Raw genomic sequence first — 12912 nt, 5'->3', positions numbered from 1 at the left:
AAATCAATGGATATCACGATGAAAAAAGGGTTGTTGGCTCTGATGGCGCTGCTGGCGTCAAGCTCCGCGCTGGCGTTGACGCCGTGGCAGAAGATCGATCATCCGGTGTCGGGGGCGGCGCAGGCCATCGGCGGTTTCTCTAACGGCTGCGTGATCGGCGCCCGGCCGCTGCCGCTGAATGCGGCGGACTATCAGGTGATGCGTCAGGACCAGCGTCGCTACTTCGGCCACCCGGATCTGCTGGCGTTTATCCAGCGTATGACCCGCGCGGCCGGGCAGCAGGGGCTGGGCACGGTGCTGATTGGCGATATGGCGATGCCGGCCGGCGGGCGCTTCAGCAGCGGCCATGCCAGCCACCAGTCCGGTCTGGACGTGGATATCTGGCTGCAGCTGCCGCATCAGCGCTGGAGCGAGCGACAGCTGCTGAAACCGCAGCCGATCGACTTGGTGAGCGGCGACGGCATGCGGGTGCGTGATAATCAATGGCGGCCGCAGATTGGTTCGCTGATCAAACTGGCGGCGCAGGACGACGAGGTGGCGCGCATCTTTGTCAACCCGGCGATTAAACAGCGGCTGTGCGACGATGCCGGCAGCGACCGCGCCTGGCTGCACAAGGTGCGGCCGTGGTTTGGCCACCGCGCGCATATGCACGTGCGGCTGAGCTGCCCGCCGGACAGTCTGGAGTGCAAGGATCAGGATCCGCCGCCGCCGGGCGACGGCTGCGGGGCTGAACTGGCCAGCTGGTTCGAACCGCACCAGCCAAGCTCGAAACCGGGCAAGCGGGTTGTGCCGCCGTTGCCGCCTTCCTGTCAGGCGTTGTTAGATAACCATTTTTCTGCGGAATAATTCATGGACTGGTTGATGGTCAGCCCCGAAATGCTCGGGGTGTTGTTTGCCGTGGCGTTACTGGCCGGTTTTATTGATTCTATCGCCGGCGGCGGCGGGTTGTTGACGGTGCCGGTGTTGCTGGCGGCGGGGGTGCCGCCGGCGCAGGCGCTGGCGACCAACAAGCTGCAGTCGGTGGGCGGCTCGCTGTCCGCCAGCCTGTATTTTATCCGCCGCAAGGCGGTCAATCTCGGCGATCAGAAGCTGACGATCCTGCTGACGCTGCTCGGCTCGATCGCCGGCGCGATCCTGGTGCAGCATATGCGCGCCGATCTGCTGCGGCAGATGCTGCCGCTGCTGGTGATCGGCATCGGGCTCTATTTCCTGCTGACGCCGCGCCTGGGGGAGAGCGACCGCCAGCGGCGTCTGAGCGCGCTGCCGTTCGGCCTGGTGGCCGGCGGCTGCGTCGGTTTTTACGACGGCTTTTTCGGCCCCGGCGCCGGTTCCTTCTACGCGCTGGCCTATGTGACGCTGTGCGGCTTTAACCTGGCGAAATCCACCGCGCACGCCAAGGTGCTGAACTTCACCTCTAACTTTGGCAGCCTGATCTTCTTTATCATCGGCGGTAAGGTGGTGTGGGGCATCGGCTTGCTGATGCTGGTCGGGCAGGTGCTGGGCGCGCGCATGGGCGCGCACATGGTGCTGACGCGCGGCCAGAAGCTGATTCGGCCGATGATCGTGGTGGTGTCGCTGGTGATGAGCCTGAAGCTGCTGTACGACAATCACGGCGCTGAAATCCAGCAGTGGCTGGCGATGCATATTTAACGGGTTAATCGGGCGGCGACGTGAAATAATAGCCGCCCTATTTTTGTGGTTACTTTGAGTTTTTTTATGTCAGACACGCACCAGTATTCTCAGCTGATTGAAATTTTTAATCAGTGCTTCAGCGACGATTACAACACGCGCCTGCTCAAAGGCGACGATGAACCGATTTACCTGCCGGCGGACGATGAGCTGCCTTACCACCGCATCGTGTTCGCCCACGGCTTCTACGCCAGCGGCCTGCATGAAATTTCCCATTGGTGCATTGCCGGCGCGGAGCGGCGCAAGCTGGTCGATTTTGGCTACTGGTACTGCCCGGACGGCCGCGATGCGCAGACGCAGAGCGAGTTTGAGGCGGTGGAAGTCAAACCGCAGGCGCTGGAGTGGCTGTTCTGCGTTGCCGCCGGCTTCCCGTTCAACGTCAGCTGCGACAACCTGAACGGCGACTGCGAGCCGGATCGCGTCGCTTTCCAGCGTAAAGTGCGCGCCCGGGTGCTGGAACTGCTGGAAAAAGGCATCCCTGAACGGCCGGCGCGCTTTATTCAGGCGTTACAATCGTTTTACAATACGCCGCCGCTGACGGCTGAGAATTTTCCCTATCCGGAAGATCTGAACTGATTTCACTTTAAACCCCGCCTCTGGCCGGCGCGATGCCGCAGGGGAACATGAGGACATGCGATGATCGCTGAATTTGAAGCGCGCGTTTTGGCGCTGATTGATGACATGGTAGACCACGCCAGTGATGATGAACTGTTTGCCGGTGGCTATCTGCGCGGTCATCTGACGCTGGCGGTAGCCGAAGCGGAAGAGCAGGGCGAACACAGCGCCGAACAGCTGAAGGTGCGGGTTGAAGACAGCCTGCATAACGCCATTCGCGCCGGCGAGCTGTCGCCGCCCGATCAGGTATTGGTGGAAGCGATGTGGGAGAATCTGTACCAGGCCGCGCTGCCCACCGCCTGATGCCGCATGTTGCCGCCCCTCTCGCCGTGCGGGGAGAAGGGCGCGCCTCCGCCCGGTTTACAGCGGGCGCCCCTTCAGCAGTTTTCTTACCCACATCCGGTTCGGATTGAGCGCCGCCAGCACCTCGGCGTCGGCCGGCAGCGGTTCGCCGAACAGCTGCGCCGCCAGGATCTCCGCCGCCAGCGGCGCGGAGCACAGCCCGCGTGAGCCAAGCCCGCCGAGCATAAACAGGTTCGGGTAGACCGGCGCCCGGTCAATCACTTCCCCGCGCTGACGCCGCTGCGGCAGATTCTGGTACTGCGCCAGCGTTTGCCGGTAGTCCGGTAGCGCGCCGACCATTGGCAGATGATCGCGGGTGGCGCTGCGCACGCCGCAGCGGGCCTGCCCGCCGCTGACGTCCGCCTGCTGCGTCCACGCCTGTTGCGGCAGGCAGCGCAGCAGCCGCGCGCGGTTTTCCTGCTGCTCCTGCTCGCTGTAGGCGGTATCGGTCACGCCGCGCTGGTAGCTGGCGCCGATGCAGTGCTGCTGATGCTGCGGGCTGACCGGCGTCAGATAACCTTCATAGCATAATACCTGTTGCAGCTGGCCCAGCGCCGGCGCGGTCGGAATATGGGACACCTGGCCGCGCACCGCGTACATCGGCAGTTCGCCGCACTGGGGCAGCGCCGCCAACTGATGGCCGTTGGCCAGCAGCACCACCTGATGCCGCCGGCTGGCGCCGTGGCTGAAGTCGAGCCGCCAGCCGCCGGATTCCGCCGTCAGCGCGCTGAGGCGGTGGCGGTAATGGCAGCTCAGCCCCTGGCGCTGCGCCAGCTCCAGCGCGCCGCGGGTCAGCTCCGCCGGGCAGAGCCAGCCGCCCTGCGGATAGTTGATGCCGCCGAAGCCGCTGTCGACGCCGCACAGCCGGCTGAGCGTATCGCGATCGGCGGCAAAGGCGAACGCTTCCGGCCAGTCGGTAGCCAGCATATTGCCGATTTTCGCCGCGCTTTTTTCATCATAGGCCAGCTGGCTGACGCCGCACCAGCGGTGTTCGAAGGCGACGCCGTGCTCTGCCAGCGCGTCGTACAGACGGCGGGCAAAGGGGAAGGCGGCGCTGAAAAAACGCTCCAGCACGTCGCCGCGGCCGTTGAGCAGCGGATACAGGGCGCCCTGACGGTTGCCGGAGGCGCCGGCGGCCGCTTCATCGTCCGCGCAGTACAGCGTGACGTTGGCGCCGCGCCGCAGCAGCGCCAGCGCGGTGAGGGCGCTGGCAATACCGCCGCCGATCAGCGCGATATCCTGCGTCGTACCCGCGGCCGGCCGATGGAGCCACGGCGTCGGGTCGGGCGTCGGCGCGCTGTCCGTCGGCAGCGTGCCGACCAGCATTTCGCGCTTCTGGCCGAAGCCTTTGGTTCTTTCCACCGTAAAGCCCGCCTGCTGCAGGCCGCGGCGTACAAAGCCGGCGGCGGTAAAGGTGGCGAAGCTGCCACCCGGCCGGGCGAAGCGCGCCATGGCGGCGAACAGCTGTTCGCTCCACATATCGGGGTTTTTCGCCGGGGCGAAGCCGTCGAGGAACCAGGCGTCGACCTGATTATTGATGCTGTGGTCGAAGCGCGGCAGCAGCGCGTTGACGTCGCCGAACCACAGGTCGAGCGTTATGCGGCCCTCCGCCAGCAGCAGACGGTGGCAGCCGGGCAGCGCCTGCGGCCAGCTGGCGCGCAGCTGATCGGCGTACGGCGCCAGCTCCGGCCAGCGGGCGTGCGCCGCCGCCAGATCCGCCGGCTGCAGCGGAAATTTCTCAAAGCTGATAAAGTGCAGGCGCTGCAGCGGGGCGTCGGGATTGGCCTGCAGATGGCGCTCAAACGCCTGCCACAGGGTTAAAAAGTTCAGCCCGGTGCCGAAGCCGGTTTCCGCCGCGATAAACAGCGGACGCGGATGTGCCGCGAAGCGCGCCGGCAGCCGGTTGCCGCCGAGAAAGACGTAGCGGGTTTCTTCCAGCCCATCCTGATTGGAAAAATAGACGTCATCAAACTGTTTCGAAACAGGTGTACCCTGTTCGTTCCAGGATAGCGCAGCGGTTTGGATGGGGGAGTTGCTCACGGTTGGTTGCTCGTCATTCAAGGAGGTAGCGCGATTTTAACGGCGCTGGCGCTGCGGCGCAAACTGGATAAGAATAAAGCTGAAAAACGCTGATCGGACTTGTTCGGCGTACATCTGTACGCTAAAGTGCGAGGCAAAATCCCGAATGTAAAATTGTGGAAGAGGTATTGAATGAAACGTGCAGTGATTACTGGCCTGGGTATTGTCTCCAGCATTGGTAATAACCAACAGGAGGTCCTGGCGAGCCTGCAGGAAGGACGTTCTGGGATTACTTTCTCTCAGGAGTTAAAAGATTCCGGCATGCGTAGTCACGTATGGGGCAATGTTAAACTGGACACTGCCGGCCTGATCGACCGTAAAGTCGTGCGCTTTATGAGCGATGCTTCCATCTATGCTTACCTGTCAATGCAGGAAGCGATTCAGTCTTCCGGCCTGAAGGAAGAAGAATACCAGAATAACCCGCGCGTCGGCCTGATTGCCGGCTCCGGCGGCGGTTCCCCGCGCTTCCAGGTGTTCGGTGCTGACGCGATGCGCAGCCCGCGCGGCCTGAAGGCCGTAGGTCCTTACGTGGTGACCAAGGCCATGGCTTCCGGCGTTTCCGCCTGCCTGGCGACGCCGTTTAAGATCCACGGCGTCAACTACTCCATCAGCTCTGCCTGCGCCACCTCTGCGCACTGTATCGGCAACGCGGTCGAGCAGATCCAACTGGGCAAACAGGATATCGTTTTTGCCGGCGGCGGCGAAGAGCTGTGCTGGGAAATGGCCTGCGAGTTCGACGCCATGGGCGCGCTGTCCACCAAATATAACGAAACGCCGGAAAAAGCCTCCCGTACCTACGACGCCGATCGCGACGGCTTCGTGATCGCCGGCGGCGGCGGCATGGTCGTGGTCGAAGAGCTGGAGCACGCGCTGGCGCGCGGCGCGCACATCTATGCTGAAATCGTCGGCTACGGCGCTACCTCTGACGGCGCTGACATGGTTGCGCCATCCGGCGAAGGCGCGGTGCGCTGCATGAAGATGGCGATGCAGGATCTGGATGCGCCGATCGACTACATCAACGTACACGGCACCTCTACGCCGGTCGGCGATGTGAAAGAACTGGGGGCCATCCGCGAAGTGTTCGGCGACACCACGCCGGCCATCTCCTCCACCAAAGCGATGACCGGCCACTCGCTGGGCGCCGCCGGGGTGCAGGAAGCGATCTACAGCCTGCTGATGCTGGAACACGGCTTTATCGCCCCGAGCATCAACATTGAAAATCTGGACGAGAAAGCGGCGGGGATGGACATCGTCACCCAGCCGACCACGCGTGAACTGAACACCGTGATGTCCAACAGCTTCGGCTTTGGCGGCACCAACGCCACGCTGGTGATGCGTAAACTGCAGAAGTAAGTTTATTCGTCTGCTGGATAGATTCAGCATCAAACCATGGGTTCGCTTTAGCGAACCCATTTTTTTTGCGCGCCAGTTGACGCATGCGCCGCCCGCCATTGACTGAAATCAAAGAATTTTATCCTGCCTCCGTCATGATGACCTCATTCCGTCTCCAGAGGCGAAAGGCATTCGCCGTTTAGCAATACTCTTGGTGACATATTTCCAGGAAGAATAAATGTCCGTTCAGGCCGCTCTGTCACAGTTTATGCACCGTCTGCGCTTCGTCAGCAAACGCGGCGGTGCATGGCTGTTGCTGCTGGTCTGGCTGCTGTTTAACGGCCAGCTGGCGCTGGCAGGCCACGGTTGCGACCTGCGTCCGCTCGGCAGCGCGGTTGCCGCCCAGCATATGGCGCACCTGCAGCCGGATGCGTCGGCGATGGCACACCCAGCGGGCGCTGATGCGCTGTGTGAAAAGCACTGCGTGCCGGACAACGCGCAGCAGGATCACGCCAGCCTGTCGCTGGCGGCCCTGCCGGCCAGTTTTGGCCTATCGCTCGCCGTACCGCGCTTCGCCCCGCAGATTTCCCGTTCCCACTGGCAAACGCCGCCGATAGCAGGGCCGCCGACAGAGGTTGTATTCTGTCGGTTCCGTGAATAGCCAACCTCGCGCTTTACCGTCCCAGCGGACGGCATTTCGTGTTGGTTAACTATTTTATGGAGCTATCGTTATGCGTAATTTATTGAGCGTTGCCGTTTTTTCACTGCTGTTATCTCCCGTCGTTCTGGCCGCCGAGCCGGCGGCGTCCCACTCTGCCGCCGTGCACGATACGGCGGTTACCCACAGCCAAGGCGTGCTGAAAGCCTGGAATAGTCACAAGGTGTCGATTGCCCACCCGGCGATTGAGTCCCTGGGCTGGCCGCCGATGACCATGAACTTCCTGCAGCCGCAGCCGCCGTTGGCGGCGCTGCCCGCCGATACGCCGATTGAGTTCAGCTTCCGTCAGGTAGACGGCGGCTATCAGCTGATCGCCCTCAGCGCCAGCCAGCAGTAAGGAGCAGCATGTTCAACTTATTTTCTCACCCGATGCGGGTGGGCTGGCTGCTGCTTGCCTGTTGTTCGGCGGGCGCGCAGGCGGCCGGCCTGACGCTGGATCAATCGCTGGCGGCGGCGGAGCATTACTCCGCCGAACTGTCCGCCAATCGCCATCAGGCCGCGGCGCTGCGCAATATGGCGGACTCCGCGCTGCAGCTGCCGGACCCCAAACTGAAGCTGGGCATTGAGAACGTGCCGGTGCAGGGCGGTAATGGACATCGCCTGACGCGCGACGGCATGACCATGGGGCGCGTCGGCATCATGCAGGATTACGTCAGCGGCGATAAGCGCCAGCGTAAGGCCGACACGCTGCGGGCCGAAGCGGAAAAAACCGCGGCCAGCAGCGCGACGATCCGCGCGCGCCTGCAGCAGCAGACGGCGCAGGCCTGGCTGGAGCTGGCGCTCAGCCGGCAAACCCTGCATGACGCCAGAGCGCTGGTCACGGAGAGCGAGCGCCAGATTGCCGCACAGCGCGCCGGCGTAGCCAGCGGCAGTTCGTCGGCCAGCGAGGTGGTGGACGCGCGTCTGACGCTGTTGACGATGCAGGATCAAATCAGCATTGCCAAGCGCGATGTGACGGTGGCGCAGGCCAGGCTGACGCAGCTGACCGGGCAACAGATCGACCAGGTTGCCGGCAAGCTGCCGCGTTTTGAGCGTTTGCCGGCCGACGGCGACGTGCTGCGCCAGGCGATACGCCAGCACCCGGAGGTGGTGCAGGCCAGTCGTGAGGCCGATGTGGCCAAGGCGCGTTCCGCCCAGTCAGCAATCGCCGCCATTCCCGACGTCGGCGTGGAGCTGTATTACGCGCGCCGCGCCGACGGTTATGAAGATATGGCCGGCGTGATGCTGAGCGTCGATCTGCCGCTGTTTAAAGCGCAAAGGCAGGATAAAAACTATGCCGCCGACGTGTCGCGCACCCTGGAGGCCAACGATCAGCTGACGTTGCTTATTCGCGACCACCAGGCGCAGCTGGACACCCTGCTGGCGCAGTACCAGACGGCGCAGGAGCAGTGGCAACGCCAGCAGCAGCAGGTGATTCCGCTGCAGCAGCAGCGCCTCGATCTGCTGTTGGCGCAGTACCGCAGCGGCGGCAGCAACCTTTCCGCCGTGCTGTCGGCGCGCCGTGCGTTGCTGGATGCCCGGTTGAACGCCGGTCAGGCCGCCCGCCAGCTGGCTCAGCTGTGGGCCGCCATTCGTTATCTGATCCCGCAGGAGACCCTCTGATGAAAATGCGTTTTAACCTTGCGTTATTGGCGGCGCTGGCGGCAGGCGCCGGGGCCGGTTACTGGCTGGCGACGCCGTCGTCGTCCCCGGCGCAGAGCGCAGCGTCGGCGGGCGAGCGTCAGGTGCTGTATTGGTACGATCCGATGGTGCCGGGACAACGTTTTGACAAGCCGGGGCCTTCACCGTTTATGGATATGGATCTGGTGCCGCGCTATGCCGATGAGGTTGAGGAACAGGGCGGGGTGACCATCAGCGCCCGTCAGCAGCAAAACCTCGGCGTGCGCACCGCGGCGGTGGAGCTGCGGCCGCTGACGCCGCAGCTGGAGGCGTACGGCAGCGTAGCGATTGACGAGCGCGGCGTGCAGACCATCGCCGCGCGCGCCAACGGTCTGGTGGAAAAACTGTGGGTGCGCGCCAGCCAGCAGCAGGTGAAAAAAGGGCAGGCGCTGGCGCAGCTGTGGATCCCGGAGTGGCACGCGGCGCAGCAGGAGTATCTGGCGGTGCGCCGTCTGGGAGACAGCGCGCTGAGCGCCGCGGCGCGCCAGCGCCTGCAGCTGCAGTTTATGCCGGAGGCGGTGATCCGCGAGGTGGAGCGCAGCGGCCGGCCGCAGACGCGCATGACCGTGCGGGCGCCCGCCGACGGTTTTATCAACCGTCTGGATGTGCGCGAAGGTGCGCAGGTCAGCGCCGCGCAGGGGCTGTTTGAACTGGCGACGCTCGATCGGGTGTGGATGGTGATCGACTACCCGCAGGCGCAGGCCGGGGTGGTGCAGGTCGGCGATGCGGTCAGCGCCGGCAGCGCCAGCTGGCCGGGTGAGCGTTTCAGCGGCACGATCGATGAACTGCTGCCGAATGTTGACCCGCTGACGCGCACCTTCCAGGCGCGGGTGAAGCTGCAAAATCCGCAGCACCGGCTTAAACCGGGCATGTATCTGCAGGTGCGGCTCAGCCAGCCAGCGGCGGGGCAGCCGGTGCCGGCGATTCCGCTGGAGGCGTTAATCATGAGCGGCGACCGCAACCGAGTGCTGGTGAGCGAGGGCGACGGCTACTTTATGCCGGTCGAGGTCGCGACCGGTCGGCAGCAGGACGGCTGGGTAGAGATCATGCGCGGGCTGAAGGCCGGGCAGCGGGTGGTGACCGCCGGTCAGTTCCTGATCGACTCTGAGGCCAGCCTGCGCAGCGCGCTGCCGCAGCTGGCGGCCGAACCTGCGCAGCACGGGGCGCATCAGCACCCGGCGGCGGAGACAGCGCCGCAAACCGCGGCGCATGGACAGCATACGGATCACAGCGCACACGGAGGTCATCAATGATAGCTGCAATCATTCGCTGGTCGCTGCGCAACCGGCTGCTGGTGCTGCTGGCGGCGGCGATGCTGGCCGGCTGGGGGATTTGGGCGCTGCAGAAAGCGCCGCTGGACGCCCTGCCGGATCTGTCCGACGTCCAGGTGATCGTCCGCGCCAGCTACCCGGGCAAAGCGCCGCAGGTGGTGGAGGATCAGGTGACCTATCCGCTGACCACCACCATGCTGACGGTGCCCGGCGCGAAAACCGTGCGCGGGTTCTCCATGTTCGGCGACGCCTATGTCTACATCCTGTTTGAGGACGGCACCGATCTGTACTGGGCGCGCTCGCGCGTGCTGGAGTCGCTCAGCCAGGTGCAGTCTTCGCTGCCGCCGCAGGTGAAAGTGGCGCTCGGGCCGGACGCCACCGGCGTCGGCTGGGTGTATGAGTATGCGCTGGTGGACAAAAGCGGTCGCCACAGCCTGGCGGATCTGCGCGCGCTGCAGGATTGGACGCTGAAGTTTGAGCTGAAGGCCGTGCCCAACGTCGCCGAAGTGGCCAGCGTCGGCGGCATGGTGCGTCAGTATCAGGTGGTGCTCAACCCGGAAAGCCTGCGTGCGCTCAACGTCTCCCACCAGCAGGTGGTTAAGGCGCTGCAGGAGGCCAATCAGGAGGGCGGCGGCGCGCTGCTGGAAATGGGCGAGGCGGAATATATGGTGCGCAGCGCCGGCTACCTGAAAACGCCGGCGGATTTCGCCGATGTGGTGATTGCGGTGCGCGACGGCGTGCCGATCCTGCTGTCGCAGGTGGCGACGCTGCGTGAGGGGCCGGAGATCCGCCGCGGCGTGGCGGAGCTGAACGGCGAAGGGGAAGTGGCCGGCGGCATTGTGGTGATGCGCTACGGCCAGAACGCGCTGGAAACCATCAACGCGCTGAAGGCCAAGCTGCAGCAGCTGCGGCAGACGCTGCCGCCGGGCGTGGAAATCGTCACGGTTTACGACCGTTCACAGCTGATTGAACAGGCGATTGATAACCTGTCGTTCAAGCTGCTGGAGGAGTTCGCGGTGGTGGCGCTGGTATGCACGCTGTTCCTGTTCCACTTCCGTTCGGCGCTGGTGGCGATGGTGACCCTGCCGCTCGGCATTCTCGGCGCGTTTGTGGTGATGCACTACCAGGGGGTGAACGCCAATATCATGTCGCTGGGCGGTATCGCCATCGCCATCGGCGCCATGGTGGATGCAGCGATCGTCATGATCGAGAACATGCATAAGGTGCTGGAGCAGTGGCGGCAGCGCCATCCCGAACGGCAGCCGGCGGCGCAGGACTACTGGCGCATCGCCGAGCAGGCGGCGGTGGAGGTCGGCCCGGCGCTGTTCGGCAGTTTGCTGATTATCACACTGTCGTTTATCCCGGTGTTCACGCTGCAGGCGCAGGAGGGCAAGATGTTTGCGCCGCTGGCCTTCACCAAAACCTATGCGATGGCGGTGGCGGCCGGGCTGGGCATTACGCTGGTGCCGGTGCTGATGGGCTACTTTATCCGCGGCCGTATTCCCGACGAGCAGGCCAACCCGGTTAACCGCTGGCTGATCCGGCTGTACCAGCTGCTGCTGGCGGCGGTGCTGGCGCGGCCGCGTCTGACGCTGGGGCTTTCCGCACTGCTGCTGGCGCTGACGCTGTACCCGCTCAGCCGGCTGGGCAGCGAGTTTATGCCGCCGCTTGATGAAGGCGACTTGCTGTATATGCCGTCGACCCTGCCAGGCATTTCGGTGCGTGAGGCGGGGCGTCTGCTGCAGCTGACCGACCGGCTGATTAAAACGGTGCCGGAGGTGGAGACGGTATTCGGCAAGGTCGGGCGGGCGGAGACCGCCACCGACCCGGCGCCGCTCACCATGCTGGAAACCACCATCCGCTTTAAACCGCGCGACCAGTGGCGGCCGGGTATCACCATGGACAAGCTGGTGGCGGAGCTGGACGAGGCGGTCAAGGTGCCGGGCATCGCCAACGTCTGGGTACCGCCGATTCGCAACCGGCTGGATATGCTCTCCACCGGGATTAAAAGCCCGGTGGGGATCAAGGTTAACGGTAGCGACCGGGCGGATATCGAGCGCGTCGCCGGGCAGATTGAGCAGGTGGTGCGGCAGGTGCCGGGCGTTTCCTCGGCGCTGGCGGAGCGGCTCAGCGGCGGGCGCTATGTTGATATCGATATCGACCGCCAGCGCGCCGCCCGCTATGGCGTATCGGTGAACGAGCTGCAGTCGATGGTGGCCTCGCTGGTGGGCGGTGAAAACGTCGGCGAAACCATTGAGGGGCGGGCGCGCTATCCGATTAACGTGCGCTACCCGCGTGAGATCCGCGACTCGCTGCAGGGGCTGCGCGATCTGCCGGTGGTGACGGCGAACGGCAGCCAGCTGCCGCTGTCGGCGCTGGCGGATATCCGCGTCAGCGACGGGCCGCCGATGCTGAAAAGCGAGAACGCCCGGCTGTCGGAGTGGATCTATGTGGATCTGCGCGGCCGGGATCTGAAGTCGGCGGTGGAGGAGATGCAGCAGGCGGTGGCGCAGCAGGTGAAGCTGCCGGCCGGAATTTCGCTCAGCTGGTCCGGGCAGTTCGAGTATCTGGAGCGCGCCAGCGCCCAGCTGAAAATCGTGCTGCCGGTCACCCTGGGGATTATTTTTGTGCTGCTGTTCGTCACCTTCAACAGCGTGCGCGATGCGCTGCTGATTATGGCGACGCTACCGTTCGCCCTGATCGGCGGCGTCTGGCTGCTGTATCTGCTGGATTACAACCTGTCGGTGGCCGGTGCGGTGGGCTTTATCGCCCTCGCCGGGGTGGCGGCGGAGTTCGGCGTGATTATGGTGCTGTACCTGAACCAGGCGCTGCACAAACAGCAGCAAAGCAGCGGCGGGCCGCTGACCCGCCCGCAGCTGTTGGCGTCGATTGCCGAGGGCGCGGTGCTGCGCGTCCGGCCCAAGGTGATGACGGTGGCGACCATTATGGCCGGGCTGCTGCCGATCATGTGGAGCGACGGCGCCGGTTCCGAAGTGATGCAGCGCATCGCCGCGCCGATGATCGGCGGCATGATCAGCGCGCCGATTTTATCGATGCTGGTGATCCCGGCGGCCTATCTGCTGATGCATAAATCGGCGGAGCCGTCCGGGGAATAAAACGTTGATTAATTAGGCGAATCGGTATTTTTATTCCTCGGCGCGGTCGGTAATATGCCGGCAGCATTGCCGCCCGTAGGTGGTATTAGCG

The 12912-nt window shown here is 64.3% G+C and carries 11 protein-coding genes; 10 read left to right on the top strand and 1 reads right to left on the bottom strand.

Going from position 1 to position 12912, the window contains the following annotated elements; all coding sequences use genetic code 11:
* The first annotated feature begins 18 nt into the window (after nt 1–18).
* The 4 genes from mepA (at nt 19) to D781_RS15170 (ending at nt 2607) form a co-directional block, all read left to right on the top strand.
* Nucleotides 19–846, top strand: coding sequence for a penicillin-insensitive murein endopeptidase (gene mepA / locus D781_RS15185; protein ID WP_015673221.1), 828 nt, complete (start codon nt 19–21; stop codon nt 844–846).
* Nucleotides 847–849: 3 nt separating this feature from the next.
* Nucleotides 850–1650 carry a sulfite exporter TauE/SafE family protein gene (locus tag D781_RS15180; protein ID WP_015673220.1) on the top strand — a complete coding sequence of 267 codons (801 nt, stop codon included), beginning with the start codon at nt 850–852 and terminating at the stop codon, nt 1648–1650.
* 66 nt (nt 1651–1716) lie between these two features.
* Complete coding sequence (locus D781_RS15175) at nt 1717–2265, top strand: elongation factor P hydroxylase (protein WP_015673219.1); 549 nt, start codon at nt 1717–1719, stop codon at nt 2263–2265.
* A gap of 60 nt (nt 2266–2325) precedes the next feature.
* Nucleotides 2326–2607, top strand: coding sequence for a YfcL family protein (locus D781_RS15170; RefSeq protein WP_015673218.1), 282 nt, complete (start codon nt 2326–2328; stop codon nt 2605–2607).
* Nucleotides 2608–2664: 57 nt separating this feature from the next.
* Here the strand turns inward: D781_RS15170 and mnmC are convergent, their stop codons facing one another.
* On the bottom strand, nt 2665–4686 hold the full coding sequence (gene mnmC, locus D781_RS15165; protein WP_015673217.1) for a bifunctional tRNA (5-methylaminomethyl-2-thiouridine)(34)-methyltransferase MnmD/FAD-dependent 5-carboxymethylaminomethyl-2-thiouridine(34) oxidoreductase MnmC: 2022 nt from the start codon (nt 4684–4686) through the stop codon (nt 2665–2667).
* Nucleotides 4687–4857: 171 nt separating this feature from the next.
* On the opposite strand from mnmC, the gene fabB reads away from it, so the two are divergent.
* The 6 genes from fabB to D781_RS15135 all read left to right on the top strand — a co-directional run bounded on the left by fabB (nt 4858) and on the right by D781_RS15135 (nt 12821).
* Complete coding sequence (fabB, locus tag D781_RS15160; RefSeq protein ID WP_015673216.1) at nt 4858–6078, top strand: beta-ketoacyl-ACP synthase I; 1221 nt, start codon at nt 4858–4860, stop codon at nt 6076–6078.
* A 217-nt stretch (nt 6079–6295) separates the two neighbouring features.
* Nucleotides 6296–6718, top strand: coding sequence for a hypothetical protein (locus D781_RS15155; RefSeq protein ID WP_015673215.1), 423 nt, complete (start codon nt 6296–6298; stop codon nt 6716–6718).
* Between the two features lie 70 nt (nt 6719–6788).
* On the top strand, nt 6789–7112 hold the full coding sequence (locus D781_RS15150; protein WP_015673214.1) for a copper-binding protein: 324 nt from the start codon (nt 6789–6791) through the stop codon (nt 7110–7112).
* 8 nt (nt 7113–7120) lie between these two features.
* Nucleotides 7121–8377: a TolC family protein gene (locus D781_RS15145; RefSeq protein ID WP_015673213.1), complete on the top strand. Its 1257-nt coding sequence runs from the start codon at nt 7121–7123 to the stop codon at nt 8375–8377.
* A complete protein-coding gene (locus tag D781_RS15140) occupies nt 8377–9687 on the top strand; it encodes an efflux RND transporter periplasmic adaptor subunit (protein ID WP_015673212.1) in 1311 nt (436 codons plus the stop codon). The genes D781_RS15145 and D781_RS15140 overlap by 1 nt, the downstream gene beginning before the upstream one ends.
* On the top strand, nt 9684–12821 hold the full coding sequence (locus D781_RS15135) for an efflux RND transporter permease subunit (protein WP_015673211.1): 3138 nt from the start codon (nt 9684–9686) through the stop codon (nt 12819–12821). Before D781_RS15140 ends, D781_RS15135 begins: the two co-directional genes overlap by 4 nt.
* The last annotated feature ends 91 nt before the right edge of the window (nt 12822–12912 follow it).

This window comes from Serratia sp. FGI94 (genome assembly GCF_000330865.1).
GTDB lineage: Bacteria > Pseudomonadota > Gammaproteobacteria > Enterobacterales > Enterobacteriaceae > Serratia_B > Serratia_B rubidaea.
Note: the sequence above shows the minus strand (reverse complement) of the source record. Positions and strands in the feature narration are given on the sequence as shown.